This is a genomic window from Xanthomonas sp. NCPPB 1638, from assembly GCF_041475635.2.
GTDB classification, from domain to species: domain Bacteria; phylum Pseudomonadota; class Gammaproteobacteria; order Xanthomonadales; family Xanthomonadaceae; genus Xanthomonas; species Xanthomonas cucurbitae.
Genome location: NZ_CM192984.1, coordinates 3,132,374 through 3,147,339 on the forward strand (window position 1 = coordinate 3,132,374; position 14,966 = coordinate 3,147,339).

Consider the following 14,966-nt stretch of genomic DNA (forward strand, 5'->3'; position numbering starts at 1 on the left):
CGGCGGCCAGGCCGCGCAGGCCCGGCCGGCAGCCAGCAAAGGCCTGCCCCGCCGAAGCCGCTATAATCACCGGCTTCCTCAGTTTCTGCAGGCGTCCGACCGGGCGCGCACCGCCCATGTCCGAAGTCTCCAACGAAGCCGCGCGCCGGCGCACCTTCGCCATCATTTCCCACCCCGACGCAGGCAAGACCACGTTGACCGAAAAGCTGCTGTTGTTCGGCGGTGCGATCCAGATGGCCGGCTCGGTGAAGGGCCGCAAGGCCGCCCGCCATGCCACCTCGGACTGGATGGCGCTGGAAAAGGAGCGCGGCATCTCGGTGACCTCCTCGGTGATGCAGTTCCCGTACGAGGACAAGATCGTCAACCTGCTCGATACGCCCGGCCACGCCGACTTCGGCGAGGACACCTACCGCGTGCTCACCGCGGTGGACTCGGCGCTGATGGTGATCGACGTGGCCAAGGGCGTGGAAGAACGCACCATCAAGTTGATGGAAGTCTGCCGCCTGCGCGACACCCCCATCATGACCTTCATCAACAAGCTCGATCGCGAAGGCAAGAACCCGATCGATCTGCTGGACGAAGTGGAAACCGTGCTCGGCATCCAGTGCGCGCCGGTCACCTGGCCGATCGGCATGGGCCAGCGCCTGAAGGGCGTGGTACACCTCATCACCGGCGAAGTGCATCTGTACGAACAGGGCCGCAACTTCACCCGCCAGGACTCGACCATCTTCCCGTCGCTGGATGCACCTGGCCTGGCTGCCAAGATCGGCGAGCAGATGTTGGCCGAATTGCGCGACGAGCTGGAGCTGGTGCAGGGCGCCAGCAATCCGTTCGACCTGCAGGCCTATCGCGCCGGCCAGCAGACCCCGGTGTTCTTCGGCTCGGGCGTCAACAACTTCGGTGTGCAGCCGCTGCTGGATTTCTTCGTGCAACACGCACCGCCGCCGCAGGCGCGCGACACCACCGGCCGCCGTGTCGAAGCCACCGAGCCAAAATTGAGCGGCTTCGTGTTCAAGATCCAGGCCAACATGGACCCGCAGCACCGCGACCGCGTGGCATTCATGCGTGTGTGTTCGGGCAAGTTCACTGCCGGCATGAAGGCGCTGCACGTGCGCAGTGGCAAGGAGGTCAAGCTGGCCAACGCGCTGACCTTCATGGCCTCCGACCGCGAGATCGCCGCCGAAGCCTGGCCGGGCGATGTGATCGGCATCCACAACCACGGCACCATCTCCATCGGCGACACCTTCACCGAAGGCGAATCGCTGTCGTTCACCGGCATTCCCAACTTCGCACCGGAACTGTTCCGCCGCGCGCGCCTGCGCGACCCGCTCAAGCTCAAGCAACTGCAGAAGGGTCTGGCGCAGCTGTCCGAAGAAGGCGCCACGCAGTTCTTCCGCCCCTTGATGAGCAACGATCTGATCCTGGGTGCGGTAGGCGTGCTGCAGTTCGACGTGGTGGCCTACCGGCTCAAGGACGAATACGGCGTGGATGCGATCTTCGAGCCGGTCAGCGTGACCACCGCGCGCTGGGTGCATTGCGAGAACGCGAAGAAGCTGGAGGAATTTCGCGAAAAGAATGCCGGCAACCTGGGCATCGACGCGGCCGGCGAACTGGTCTACCTGGCACCGACCCGCGTGAACCTGCAACTGGCGCAGGAACGCGCGCCGGATGTGCGCTTCTCGGCCACCCGCGAACACGCGCATGCCAGGGCCGTCGATTGACCCGCGCTTGAACCGCAATAGGCACACGTCACTGCCGGCAATGCGAATTGCTCGCAGTTGCGGTACCTTTTTGGAATGAACGCAGACGCTTCCCCCTCCACCGACCTGCGCGACGAAATTGCCAGTGCCGTGACCCACGGCCTGGGTGCCATCGCCGCCCTGGCCGGCGGTTCGGTGCTGATTACATTGGCCGCCATCTACGGCGATGGCTGGCAGCTGGCTACCTCCATCGTGTTCAGTGCCACGCTGGTGTTGCTCTACGTCGCCTCCACGCTGTTCCATGCCATCCCGCATCCGGGCGCCAAGGCGCGCCTGCAGGTGCTGGATCACTGCGCGATCTATCTATTGATCGCCGGCACCTACACCCCGTTTACGCTGGTCAACCTGCGCGGCCCGTGGGGCTGGGGCTTGTTCGCCGCCATCTGGACCATCGCTGCGGCCGGGGTGATCTTCAAGCTGTTCTTCACCGGCCGCTTTCGCCTGCTGTCGACCGGGCTGTATCTGGGCATGGGCTGGCTCATCATCGTGGCGATCCAGCCGCTGCTACGCTCGGTCGACACCTGGTCGCTGTGCTGGCTGCTGGCGGGTGGGCTGTTCTATACGCTGGGCACCTACTTCTATCAGCGCGATACGCAGCGTTACTTCCATGCGATCTGGCACCTGTTCGTGCTTGCCGGTAGCGCCTGCCACTTCGTTGCGGTGATCGAGCAAGTGATGTGAGGGAGGATGGTGCGGGCGTTCGCGCGCCCTGCACGAGCGATCGCCAACCATGCGCACGTGACCAACGTGCCTCAGACCGCCAATCCTCGCGCCTCCCACCCACTGCGTCGGCGACGCTGGCTGATCGGGCTCGGCACCGTTGCCGTCCTTGTGATCGTCTTCCTGATCCTGTTCGACTGGAACTGGCTGCGTGGCCCGGTCGAGCGTGCGGTCAGCGCCAAGACTGGCCGCCAATTCCATCTGGGTCATCTGGACGTGGATCTGGGCCGCACCATCACCATCCGCGGCCAAGCCCTGCAGCTTGGCAATGCGGACTGGTCCAAGCGCGGCGCGATGGCGACGTTGAACGCGGCCGAGATCGATGTGGAGCTGTGGCCGCTGCTGCGCGGCGAGGTCCGCCTGCCGGAGATTCGTCTGGAGCATCCGAGCGTACTGCTGGAAGCCGGCAACGACCGTCACCCCGGCAACTGGGTGTTGGACACCAGCGGCGGCGACGGCAGCATGCCGCGCCTGGGCCGGTTGCTGGTGCGCAATGGGCGGCTGCGCTACATCGACGACACCGGCCGCTCGGATATCGATGTGACGATCAACAGCCTGGCGCCGCCGCGCAGTGACCAACGCGCTGCGCCGATCAGCATCCAGGGCAGCGGCCGCTGGACAGGCGCGCCCTTCAGCGTGAAGGGCGCCACGGCGTCGCCACTGGAGCTGAGCCAGAGCGAACACCCCTTCCGCATCGATCTGCGCGCCCGTGCCGGTGCCACGCGCGCGCATGTGCGCGGCACCCTGACCAACCCGTTCCAGTTCCGCGTGTTCGACCTGCAGATGGCGCTCAGTGGCCAGGACATGCAGGACCTGTATCCGTTGACCGGCGTGGCCATCCCGTCCACGCCTCCCTACACGCTGGATGGCCGCTTGCGGCGCAATGGCGATGTATGGCGCTACGAAAAGTTCACCGGCACTGCCGGCGACAGCGACCTGTCCGGCTCCGCGGAAATCGACCTACGCAACAAGCGCCCGTTCCTGCGCGCAGACCTGGCGTCCAAACGCCTGGATTTCGACGATCTGGCCGGTTTTGTCGGCGCATCGCCCAAGACCGGGGGCAACGAATCGGCCAATGCCGAACAGAAGAAGCAGGCCAGCCAGCTTGCCGCCAGCGCGCGCATCCTGCCCGCCACACCATATGACCTGTCCAAGCTACGCGCCATGGATGCGCAGGTGCGCTGGCGTGCCCAGCGCATCGATGCGCCGTCCTGGCCGCTGGATGACATGGATGCCTCGCTGAACCTCAAGGACGGGCTGCTGCAGCTGGAGCCACTCAACTTCGGCGTGGCCGGCGGCGATATCCGCTCCACCATCCGCATGGATGCGCGCAACGCGGTCATCGCCACCCATCTGAAAGCCGGCATCCGCGGCATCCGGCTGGACCGGCTGTTTCCCGATGTCACGCTCGCCAAGCAGGCCTCCGGCGCCATCGGCGGAGACCTGGATCTGCGCGGGCGCGGCAATTCGATCGCCGCGATGCTGGGCAGCGCGGATGGCTCGATCGGCGTGGGCATGGGCCGCGGCCATGTCGGCAACCTGATCATGGAGCTGGCCGGGCTGGACATCGCCGAGTCGCTGAAATACCTCATCACCAAGGACCGGCAGATTCCGGTGCGCTGCATCTTCGGCGACTTCGGCGTGCAGGACGGAATGATGCAATCGCGCGCGCTGGCCTTCGACAGCACCGATACCATCATCGTCGGCGAAGGCAACATCAGCCTGAAGAATGAAACCCTGGATCTGTTGCTCCGCCCACGCCCGAAGGACCGCAGCATCCTGAGCCTGCGCTCGCCGCTGCGCATTGCCGGGACATTCAAGGACCCCTCGTTCCGGCCGGACTTCAAGGCCCTGGGCATCCGCGGCGCCATCGCGGTGGCGCTGGGCAGCATCGCACCGCCGGCAGCCCTGCTGGCCACCTTTGAACCCGGCACGGGCAAGGACAGCGATTGCGGCGGCAAGTACGCGCAGTGAACGTGGTCCGCCTCCCGGAGTGCGACAGGCCAACGGGCCCGCAGACCGCCTAGCCCGCTGCGCGCGTGGTCTGGTGCCGCCCGGCCAGGTCCACGGCAGCACCGCACTGGGTATCGACCAGATACAACGGGCGTTGCTTGGCTTCGTCGTACAGCCTGCCCAGGTATTCGCCGATCAGGCCCAGCGCGATCAACTGGATGCCGCCCAGGAACAGGATCACCGACATCATCGTCGGCCACCCGGCCACCGGATCGCCCACCAATGCGGCCTTGACGACCACCCAGGTACCGAATACGAAGGCCACTGCCGCCGTCAGCAGGCCCAGATACGTCGCCGCCCGCAGCGGCACCGTGGAAAAGCTGGTAATGCCGTCCAGCGCGAAATTCCACAAGCGCCAGACGCTGAACTTGCTGCGTCCGGATAAGCGTGGCGCGCGCCGGTAGGGAAGTGCCACCTGCCGGAATCCCACCCAGCCGAACAGCCCCTTCATGAAACGGTGGCGCTCACGCAGTTGCTGCAAGGCCTGCACGACCCGTGGCGACAGCAGGCGAAAATCGCCGGTATCGGCCGGGATCGGCGTGCGCGACAGCCGCCGGATCACCCGATAGAAGGCATGCGCGGCACTGCGCTTGAGCCAACTTTCTCCTTCGCGAAAGACCCGCGTACCGAAGATGTTGTCGTAGCCGGCACGCCATAGCGCGACGAATTCGGGAATCAGTTCCGGCGGGTCCTGGCCGTCGGCGTCAAGCAAGACCACCGCGCCAGGCAATACATGGTCCAGGCCCGCAGACACCGCCACTTCCTTGCCGAAATTGCGCGACAAGCGCAGCGCACTCACCTGCGGATCGGCCTGCGCCAGCGCCTGCACCACCTCCCAGGTGGCATCGGTGCTGCCGTCGTCGACATACAGCACCTGCGTGTGCACGCCGGCCAGGCCTGCCAGCACTGCGCACAGACGTGGATGCAGCAACGGAATGCTGGTCTCTTCGTTGTAGGCCGCGATCACCACCGTCAGGCGTTCGGTCGTCACCGGCACCACCTCGTCGCACGCTTGCATGCTCACTTCGCCTGCAGGTAGGCAGCGCCGCCCAACTGGCGTGCCTGCCGCTGGATCCACGCCGTGCGCCGCTGCACATAGGCGCCGGGGCGGCGCGCGTCATAACGGCGTGGCGATGGCAGCACCGCGGCCAGACGCGCCGACTCGGCCGGCGACAGCCCGGCCGCGTCCTTGCCCCAGAACTGCCGGGCAGCCGCCTGCGCGCCATACACGCCGTCGCCGAACTCGGCCACGTTGAGATACATCTCCAAGATGCGCTGCTTGGGCCAGAACAGCTCGATCAGCACCGTGTACCAGGCCTCCAGGCCCTTGCGCAGCCAGCTGCGGCCCTGCCACAGGAACACGTTCTTGGCGACCTGCTGGCTGATCGTGCTCGCACCACGCACCCGCCCGCCGCGCGCATTGTGGTCGCGCGCCTTTTCGATGGCCTGCAGATCGAACCCATGATGCATCGGGAACTGCTGATCCTCTGCCGCCACCACCGAGATCGGCAGGCTGGCGGCGATCTTTTCGTAGTCGCGCCATTGCTGCTGCAGGGAAAACCCGACGTCGCCCTCGCCCCACGCTTCCAGATAGCGCCCCACCATCATGCTGCTGATCGGCGGATCGACCACCCGCAGCACCAGCACCTGCAACACGCTCGCGGCGGCAAACAGCAGCGGTGCGGCCAATAGCCAGCGCAGCCAGCGTCTGCGCCGCGGTGGCGTCCCCTGCTTGCCATCCAATGCATCCGTCCCCATTAGTTCGCTTCGACCTTCAATCCCGATGCCTGCCGCATTATCCGGCAACCGGCGTCCCTTACGTCCGGTGTCTCCATGACCGATCTCGATCAGCTTTCCCGTTTCCTGCTGCCTGCCGCCGGCGTGCGCGGAGTCCACGTGCGTCTGACCCAGGCCTGGCAGGACATTCAGGGCGCCGCCGACTATCCGCCAGCCGCCCGCCAGCTGCTCGGCGAAGCTGCGGTGGCGGCCGCGCTGTTCACCGGCCACACCAAGGTGGACGGGCGCCTGTCCGTACAGCTGCGCGGCAACGACACGCTGCGCACCCTGTTCGCCGAATGCACTGCCGCCGGCACCTTGCGCGGCATCGTGCAGCTAGCCGACGGCGCCGACGCACCGACCGACCTGCGCGAGCTGGGCGAGGCCGCCCTGCTGGCGATCACCATCGAAAACCCCGGCCTGGACCCGCGCGAGCCGCAGCGCTACCAGAGCCTGGTCGGCATGCAGGCTGCGGACCTGGCGGAAGCCTTCGAGACCTACTTCCAGCAGTCCGAACAGCTGCCGACCCGCCTGTTGCTGGCGGCCGGCCCGGACCAGGCCGCCGGCCTGTTGCTGCAGAAGCTACCCGGCGACGAAGGCGACAGCGACGGCTGGACCCGCATCGGCGCCCTGTTCGACACGCTCGGCGCGCCGGAGCTGCTGTCGGTCGCCAGCGCCGACCTGCTGCACCGCCTGTTCCACGAAGAAGATACCCAGCTGATGGGCAGCAAGCCGCTCCGTTTCGGCTGCTCCTGCTCGCGCGAACGGGTCGCCTCGATGCTGCAGTCGCTGGGCGAAGAAGAGGCGCGCGCCGCCGCAGAACAGACCGGCAGCGTGGAGGTGCGCTGCGAATTCTGCGGCCGTGAGTATCACTTTCCGTTGACCGATCTGGCCGTACTTTTCAGCGCAGCGCGGCCCTCCCAGCAGGCACCGGAACGGTTGCAATAGATAGCATTGCGGGGTGTTTCGGGGGCTGCGAGCACTTGTTAAATAATCATAAACCCCCTAGCATCCTCCAGTGCCCGCTTTCGGGAACTTAACAACTGCCCCTGGGTCTGACCTCCCGTATGCGACACCTCTTGCGCCTATCGTTCGCTTTGCTGGTTGCCCTTGCGGCATCCACGGGCCTGCATGCGCAGCAGGTCCGCGAAAGCACGATCCTGCCGGTGTGGAACAAGGGCAGCGGCAAGGTGGAAGCGTTCCTGTATCTGGAGCCCACCGGCGAGCAGAAGGCGGGTGCGCGCTGGCACTTCGGTCGCAACTCGCTGGATGCAGCGTTCGGCCTGACCTCGGGCGACTCGCTGGGCCTGCTATGCAACAGCAGCCGTGGCACCAACATCAGTGGACTGGCCAGCCATTGCCTGCTCGCCGGCATCGGCGATGAGGAAGAAGACAGCGCTGCGGCGTCGCGCCGAGTCACCGGCACGCTGGGCTTCAATCGTGGCAGCGGCCGTGTTGGAGTCACCGCCGGCAGCGGGCGCGATACCCTCCCCGCCTGGCTGAACGGCACCGGCAAGGCGCCGCTGACCCGGGTCGAACAGAACGACCTGACCGTCTTCGGCCAGAAGAACATCGGCCGCGAGGGCTTCGTCTCGATCGGCGGCACCTACGCCCGCGCAAGGCTGGTTCCGCTGGCGGACGTCTCCCCGGCAATCGCCGACCAGTGGGACAGCAAGACCTTGAGCGTCGGCGGCGGCTACGGCGCCTTCAGCGCCAATGTCATTGGCCGTGTCGTGGACGTCCCTGGCCAGCCCGAGAAATGGGAAGGCCTGGGCCTGGGCCTGACCTGGCGCACCCCCTGGAGCGGCCAACTCACCGTGGGTGCCGAGAACGTGATCTCGCGCGGCAAGAATCCCTTCGCGCCCAACAACGACAGCAATAGCGACGGTACGGTTCCGTACGTTCGGTACGAGCAGGACCTGTAACCGCCCCACCGGTACTGTGAAGACAACGCCACCGCCGCCAGCGGTGGCGTTTTCATTTCGGAAATACCTCCGCTTAACGTCACTTTAATTCTTTCTCCGGCTCATATACCATCGGTTCACCCTGACGCCTTGGACCTGCACTTTCAGATCCGCCTGCCAGGCAAAACCCCCGTTCCGTTTTCGGAGAGAGAGCCCATGAAGTGCACGTCAAGCAAACTGCGTGATGCCGTCGTCCTTGCGCTTGTTGTCGGAGGAGCCTATTCGCCGGCAGCCTTCGCACAGGACGCATCGGCCAGCGCCACCACCAATCTCGACAAGATCGAAGTCACCGGTTCGCGCATCAAGCGCGCCGACCTGGAGACCGCCAGCCCGGTGTTCGTGATCGACCGCCAGACCATCCAGAGTTCCGGCGCCGCCACCGTTGGCGAATTCCTCCAGCGCACGCCCGCGATCGCCGGCGCCGCGACCAACCCCCAGGTGAACAATGGCGGCGGCGCCGGTGCGGCTACCGTGGATCTGCGCGGATTGGGCGTCAACCGGTCGCTGGTGCTGGTGGACGGGCGCCGCTGGATCGGCACGGTCAGCAATGCCAACGGCGCAGTGGACATCAACTCGATTCCGCTGGGCCTGATCGAACGCGTGGAAGTGCTCAAGGACGGCGCCTCGGCGATCTACGGATCCGACGCCATCGGCGGCGTGGTCAACTTCATCATCCGCAAGAACTTCGACGGCGTCGAGGCGAGCGCGTATTACGGCACTTCGTCGCGCGGCGACGCGGCGACCGAGCGCTACGATGCCGTCTTCGGCATGACCAATGATCGTGGCAGCCTGATCCTGGGCGCAAGCTACGACAAGGCCGACGAGGTGCGCGCCGCCGATCGTGCCTATTCCAGCCAGCCCTTGCAGCTGTATGCCGGCGAAAAGGGCATCGGCGGTACCAGCCGGATTCTGACCGGCCGTTACGTGGTACCGCGCGGCAACGCCACCGGCGTCAACCTGAGCGATCCCAACTGCGGCACCGGCGCCAACGTCACCCTGACGCGTATCGACGGTCGTTCCGGCTCCACGCCGTCGGACTTCCGCTGCTTTAACCAGCAAACCGATGTCTACAACTTCCAGGCCGACGGCAACCTGACGCTGACCCCGCAAGAGCGCACCAGCATGTTCCTGAACGGGAACTACAAGCTCAGCGACAACGTCGAGGCCTTCGTGCTCGGCTCCTGGATGCGGACCGACTCCTCCTTCGCCCTGGCACCGCTGCCGTTCGACGGCAGGCCGGCGGTGGACAATGTTCCGATCAGCGCAGACAGCCTCTATAACCCGTTCGGGGTAAACATCACCGACGCACGCCTGCGTCTGCGCGATTTCATTCCCACGCGCACCACCCGCTTCATCACCGAGACCTACCAGATCACCGGCGGCCTGCGCGGCGCGTTCGGCGACAGCAGCTGGAGCTGGGATGCGTCGTACGGCTACGGGCGTTCGCCGCAGTCGTCTTCGGTGAAGGGCTATCTGTTCAGCCCGGGCCTGGCCGCCGCGCTTGGCCCGTCGATGATCGATCCGGCCACCGGCAATCCGATCTGCGTGCGTACACCAGGCAATCCGGCTACCGCAATCAATGGTTGCTTGCCGGTCAATTTCCTCGGCCCTGCCCCGAACCCGAATACCCCGGCCGGACAGGCGCAGTTGAACGCCCTCAGCCTGATCAATCCCACGATCACCAACACCAACGAAAACACGCTCAAGGTCTACAACGCCAATGCAACCGGCGACCTGTTCGATGTTCCGGCAGGAACGGTCTCGCTGGCAGTCGGCATTGAGCGCCGCGAAGAATCCGCCAGCTCCACCAGCGACTTCCTCACCATCATCCCGCCAGGCGAAACCGTCTGCCTGACCACGCAGGAAGCGTGTACGTTCGGCAATATCTCCGGCGAATTCAACGTCAACGAAGTGTACGCCGAAGCATTGGTGCCACTGTTGGCCGATGTGCCCTTCGCCGAAAAGCTGAACCTGACGCTGGGAACGCGCTACTCCGACTATTCGAACTTCGGTGGAACCACCAACTCCAAGATCGGCGTGGAATGGAAGCCGTTCTCCGATCTTCTGATCCGTGGCACCTATGCGGACGTGTTCCGCGCGCCCACGATCGGCAATCTCTTCTCGCCGACCGTGCCTAGCGCTAACAGCTACGTCGATCCTTGCAACGGCTACTCGGGCCAGGCAACCGCCGACCCGCGCGCCTGCGCCGGCGTCGCTCCTGACGGCTCGTTCCGCCAGAGCAACAACCAGGTGACTTCGTTCCAGGTCGCCAATCCCAACCTTCAGCCAGAAGAAGGCGACGTCTTCACCTACGGCTTCGTCTACAGCCCGAGCTGGCTGGAAGGCTTCAGCGTGACCGCCGACTACTGGCGCGTGAGCCTGGATCAGTTCATCACCCGACTGCCGGAAACGGTGATGTTGAATCAGTGCTTCCAGTTCGGGCGCTACTGCGACACCTTCACCCGCGATGAAGCAGGTGACGTGGCCCAGATGACCAATGCCATCGGCAACTTCGGCGAGCTGCGCACCAGCGGCGTGGACCTGGGTTTCCGCTATAACACGCAGGAAGCGGCCTGGGGCAAGCTGTCGTGGAACCTGGACACCACCTATATCCGCCAATATGACGTTCGCCTGCTGTCCGGCGATCCAAGCAGCGATGTGGGCGCGTTCCCGGGCATTCCGCAGAGCAAGGGCCTGGCAGGCACCTTCGTGGATTCCGCATCGTCGGGCTTTGGCAACATTGCGCGCTGGCGTGCGCTCAACGACCTGACCTGGACCTTCGGCAATCTCAACGCGAGCCTGACCACCCGCTACGTCCATCATGTCAATGAAGCACCGGACGTCGCCGAAGTGGGCACCGACGGCTACGTGGCCAAGCGCCAGGTTCCGTCCTACACCCAGACCGACTTCCAGCTGGGGTATCGCCTGGAGAGCTTGAACAACAGCACCATCCAGATCGGCGTTCGCAACCTGGCCGACCGGCAGCCGCCGCTGGTCTATTCCGGCTTCAATGCCTCCACCGACTTGCGGACCTACGATGCCATCGGCAGGTACTACTGGATGCGCTGGACTGCACGGTTCTGATCTGCAGCACCGGGAAGAGGGCGCCGCATTCGCGGCGCCCTCCTCTCAAGATCAGCTTCGGCACTTCATTCGAACCTACGACGACAGCTTGCCGCCGCACCTGTGCGCCAAGCTGATCGATTCCTTCCTGGCACTGGGCCAATTTCACCAACGCAATGGCCGTGGTGTGCGCCCCGGGCTGGACGACAGTGCCTGGACAGAGCTGGATATCTCCAAGCTGTCCGACGCGGCTTTCCTGGATTTTTTCCGTTCGCGGATCAGCCAGCAACTCGCACGCTACAACGCCGACATCGGCCTGGACATCGCGGTCCCCGATAGCCCGCTTCTCAGTCCGTTGATCCTCAAGCGTTACCGCGCCGAAGACAACGAGCGCTTCCAGACGCATTTCGACTCGATCAACAGCGTGTGCGACCGCTATCTGGTCTTCCTGTGGTATCTCAACGATGTCTCCCAAGGGGGAGAAACGTGGTTTCCCGGCCTGAACGTCGGTGTCGAACCGCGCGCGGGGCGGCTATTGATGTTTCCGCCATACTGGATGTACGCCCACCAGGGCAGGCCACCCCACAGCGGGGACAAATACATCCTTTCCACCTATCTGCGTTTTCCGCAACGCTGATCAGGCATAACCGTAACGACGACGCCACGGTGCAAGCAGTTCCAGCGTGCGCGGCGAAAAGTGCTGACGGTAGTTTTTCCACCGCCCTACCGCGCGGTCGTTGATCGGCTCGATCACCTGCGCATAACTGGGCGTATTGATGCGCACCGACCGTGATCGGGCAAGCATCTGGAAGTCGGCCATCGCATCGTCCCAGGCCGACTCCATGAAATGCAGCAGGGAAGCGACCTGCGCCGGCATGTCACGCACCAGATCCTCGTACCGCAGGACGTGAACCTGCGCATCCACCAGGGCTCTGTGCCGCTCCCAGTACGACATCACCTCAACGTAGGTCTCGGCGGAGGACTCCAGCGTTGCGAAGGAAAGCGCGCCCCCGCGCAGACCGAATGCCTGCATGTAGCAGCTCAGCACGCAGTCGCAGGGATCGCGTAGCAGCAGCACATACCTGGCGCGCGGGAACAGCCGGGCGATGTAGGGCACCCGCGTCAGATTGAGCGGGTACTTGTCGACGATGCCTTGCTGCACCGAGACATAGCGGGCGGCAACGTTGAAATAGACACCTCGCGCCGATGCGATCTGGTCGCTGGAAAGAGCTGCCAGCCGTTCGTCCAGCCCGACTTCCGGGACGGCGTCCCACGATGGCAGGGACGCAATCGCCTCTTCGAGCGCCGGCCGCTCATCCAGCACGTCCAGGGCCGGATGCGCATCCAGGATACGCTCCAGCAAGGTGGTCCCGGAGCGCGGAAATCCCACCAGGAACGTCGGATCATCCAGACCATCGTGCGTGGCCAGGGTCCGCCAGCCCTGCGGTGCCGGAGCAACCAGCGCGTCCCCCAGCCAAGCCAACGTGGCCTGGCGCGTTTGATCGGGAAAACGGCGCTGGTACGCCACAACGGCACGGGTGTGCGCCCGCTCCAGCGCAGCCATTGCAGCGTCGAATTGGTTGTCTGCATCGGCATTCTTGGCGCGCTCGAATTCCAGCAGCGCCCCGAGTGCCCCCTCCCCAACCACCGCAAGCCCGGCCTCCAGGCAGGCGTCCGCGGCTGCATGCTGCTTCTGCCGTCGTCGCATTCGCCCCATGGCAAGCGCCGTCATGGGCGTTGTGTCGCCCGCGGCAACCGCCCGATGCTGCAGATAGCCTGCGGCTTCATCCAGACGATTGAGCCGCTCCAGCAACAGCACCAGCTGCATCCGCAGCTCGAGGGTCGCGTCGGTCTCATCCAGCAGGTCCTGATACAGCGCGATGGCACGCGCCTCTTCGCCACAATGGGCCAGCAGCCAGGCAAAGGACTCGCGCTGAGCCCGCGACATGTCGCGCTCGGCGAGATACGCAAGGCATGCGCTGATCTCATCGAAGCGTTCAAGCTCCATCAGGCATTGGGAATACGCCAACGCAACATCGCAGGCGTCCGGCTCCCGTCTCCAGGCCTCGCGCAAGCTCTTTTCGGACTGTTGATACTGCTGCAGATACAGCAACGCCAACCCCCGCCCCAAGTGACAGGCGACCGCATCGCCGCCGCCACGTCGCATCGCCTCGTCAAAGGCAAACAGGGAATTCTGGAAGTCCTCCAACTCGAGCAACAGGTTGCCGGCGTTTATCGGATACGCCGGCTCGTCGGGTTGAAGCAAGGCCAGGTGCCAGTAGGCATGACAAGCATCGCGCAGCGCGTTACCTCCATGCAGTGTCTCCGCGAATCGGACCCACCCGAGGCTATCGGACGGATGCGGCGCGACGCCAGCACGGATCCATGCTTGAATTTTCGCTTGATGCTCGGACGGCGATGTGACCATCGACGGATGATCTCACACACACCGTGCCGCGATCCCAGCCGGCGCGATGTCCCGCCACTGCGACTGACGGTACCTGTCAAGACCCTTGATCTTCCCTGAAAAATCCTTTTAAGTACCAAGCGGCATCGTTTCCGGCCACACCCTGCGCTAGAAAAGCAAACCGTATCAAACCGCATGCCTGGCTTGGCTGCATGACAACCCGCCGTAGCTGCCGATACTGGGTGATAGCCACATTCGCTCTGCATGCTCGGCATCTAAATGCTGCTGGTTAGTGCGGTCAAGGAAATAATAATCAACACAATCGCAAGCCAAAGCAGCAAATAAATTCCAGCGAGGATGCCTATGACGGATCTTGGTTTTTCAAGGAAAACGCAACAGAATGCTTTGACTGACCTGACGGCTTCGCCTGGCGTATTAGGCGGAAAAAAATCAACTTCCGAGACTTGAATAACTGACTTCTCTGTGCTGACAGATTTTCTAGAGATGTAAATTACTAACGCGCGTGTCGCCATCAAGAGCGCAAAGGCAGCAAAAAGCAATAGAATTAAAATCTCAACGACTATTTTAGCCCCCACAAGCACCTCAATGAAGTAACTCATATTCAAGACAGCCAATGCATCAACACTCTTCAAAAATAATATATCAACAATCTCATACCCAGTCCTTTTCGGACGACAACCATTCTCACGCAGTGGTTACTAGATCCCTTTAGCCCCCCTCACTTCACCTTGCAGTAGTAAACCCCCTTCACATCCGAAGCCCATTCAATTCCGTAAATCCAATGGGATTTATAGGAATGCTCAAGCAAAAGCATCATTCTCTTTTTGCAGAACCGATAGCTTAGTGAATAAGGTGATTTCGCAGGTGCATTTTCCACCCAACCCGACTTCAATGCGACCCTTCTGAACTCAGCCAACGGAGGAAGCTTTCCAGCACTCAAATAGATATTTCTTGAAAGACCGCCAGCGATACTGAGCCGATCAAAAAAACCTATGGGAGCTCCACCAAAATGCTGCACAAACGGCTCAATTTCAGACCCTAATTCATGCACTCCTGGCTTCCCATAGGGATCGTGACTACTAGAACTTTCTTGAGAAAGACGGGCCCCATATAGAATACAAGAAATAATGATGAAAACAAATATTGATTTCTCGACGTTCACCATGCCCAGCCCCACCCATCATTACTGATAACCTCTCCCATCTCACCTCCGCCTCCTGCCGTAGCAGCCCCCTTCGTTAT

12 protein-coding genes are annotated in these 14,966 nt (G+C 63.5%); 7 read left to right on the forward strand and 5 right to left on the reverse strand.

The genetic code is table 11. The annotated features are described in order from the left end of the window. The first annotated feature begins 116 nt into the window (after positions 1–116). From ACCQ13_RS13575 to ACCQ13_RS13585, 3 genes are all read left to right on the forward strand, one after another. Positions 117–1,721 (forward strand): peptide chain release factor 3, encoded by a 1,605-nt coding sequence (locus tag ACCQ13_RS13575; protein WP_104603060.1) that lies wholly within the window; start codon positions 117–119, stop codon positions 1,719–1,721. Positions 1,722–1,796: 75 nt separating this feature from the next. Beyond that, positions 1,797–2,441 (forward strand): PAQR family membrane homeostasis protein TrhA, encoded by a 645-nt coding sequence (gene trhA / locus ACCQ13_RS13580; RefSeq protein WP_104603059.1) that lies wholly within the window; start codon positions 1,797–1,799, stop codon positions 2,439–2,441. Between the two features lie 120 nt (positions 2,442–2,561). Next, positions 2,562–4,454, forward strand: a complete 1,893-nt coding sequence (locus ACCQ13_RS13585) for an AsmA family protein (protein ID WP_223214459.1) — start codon at positions 2,562–2,564, stop codon at positions 4,452–4,454. Positions 4,455–4,503: 49 nt separating this feature from the next. Here the strand turns inward: ACCQ13_RS13585 and ACCQ13_RS13590 are convergent, their stop codons facing one another. Both ACCQ13_RS13590 and mtgA read right to left on the reverse strand, forming a co-directional pair. Beyond that, positions 4,504–5,511, reverse strand: coding sequence for a glycosyltransferase family 2 protein (locus ACCQ13_RS13590; protein ID WP_104603057.1), 1,008 nt, complete (start codon positions 5,509–5,511; stop codon positions 4,504–4,506). A 2-nt stretch (positions 5,512–5,513) separates the two neighbouring features. After that, positions 5,514–6,251, reverse strand: a complete 738-nt coding sequence (gene mtgA, locus ACCQ13_RS13595; protein WP_159407341.1) for a monofunctional biosynthetic peptidoglycan transglycosylase — start codon at positions 6,249–6,251, stop codon at positions 5,514–5,516. A 75-nt stretch (positions 6,252–6,326) separates the two neighbouring features. Here mtgA and hslO point away from each other — a divergent pair, with 75 nt between their 5' ends. The 4 genes from hslO (at position 6,327) to ACCQ13_RS13615 (ending at position 11,933) form a co-directional block, all read left to right on the forward strand. Then, positions 6,327–7,217: an Hsp33 family molecular chaperone HslO gene (hslO, locus tag ACCQ13_RS13600; RefSeq protein WP_159407342.1), complete on the forward strand. Its 891-nt coding sequence runs from the start codon at positions 6,327–6,329 to the stop codon at positions 7,215–7,217. Between the two features lie 152 nt (positions 7,218–7,369). Continuing rightward, positions 7,370–8,194 (forward strand): XOO1806 family protein, encoded by an 825-nt coding sequence (locus ACCQ13_RS13605; RefSeq protein ID WP_208800663.1) that lies wholly within the window; start codon positions 7,370–7,372, stop codon positions 8,192–8,194. 195 nt (positions 8,195–8,389) lie between these two features. Further along, positions 8,390–11,317: a TonB-dependent receptor plug domain-containing protein gene (locus ACCQ13_RS13610; protein ID WP_159407344.1), complete on the forward strand. Its 2,928-nt coding sequence runs from the start codon at positions 8,390–8,392 to the stop codon at positions 11,315–11,317. 88 nt (positions 11,318–11,405) lie between these two features. Beyond that, positions 11,406–11,933 carry a 2OG-Fe(II) oxygenase gene (locus ACCQ13_RS13615; protein WP_223214331.1) on the forward strand — a complete coding sequence of 176 codons (528 nt, stop codon included), beginning with the start codon at positions 11,406–11,408 and terminating at the stop codon, positions 11,931–11,933. Here the strand turns inward: ACCQ13_RS13615 and ACCQ13_RS13620 are convergent, their stop codons facing one another. The 3 genes from ACCQ13_RS13620 to ACCQ13_RS13630 form a co-directional block, all read right to left on the reverse strand. Next, positions 11,934–13,724: a tetratricopeptide repeat-containing sulfotransferase family protein gene (locus ACCQ13_RS13620; RefSeq protein WP_159407345.1), complete on the reverse strand. Its 1,791-nt coding sequence runs from the start codon at positions 13,722–13,724 to the stop codon at positions 11,934–11,936. A 254-nt stretch (positions 13,725–13,978) separates the two neighbouring features. After that, positions 13,979–14,329 (reverse strand): hypothetical protein, encoded by a 351-nt coding sequence (locus ACCQ13_RS13625; protein ID WP_506185057.1) that lies wholly within the window; start codon positions 14,327–14,329, stop codon positions 13,979–13,981. A gap of 113 nt (positions 14,330–14,442) precedes the next feature. Beyond that, positions 14,443–14,889 (reverse strand): hypothetical protein, encoded by a 447-nt coding sequence (locus ACCQ13_RS13630; RefSeq protein WP_159407347.1) that lies wholly within the window; start codon positions 14,887–14,889, stop codon positions 14,443–14,445. Positions 14,890–14,966 lie beyond the last annotated feature (77 nt).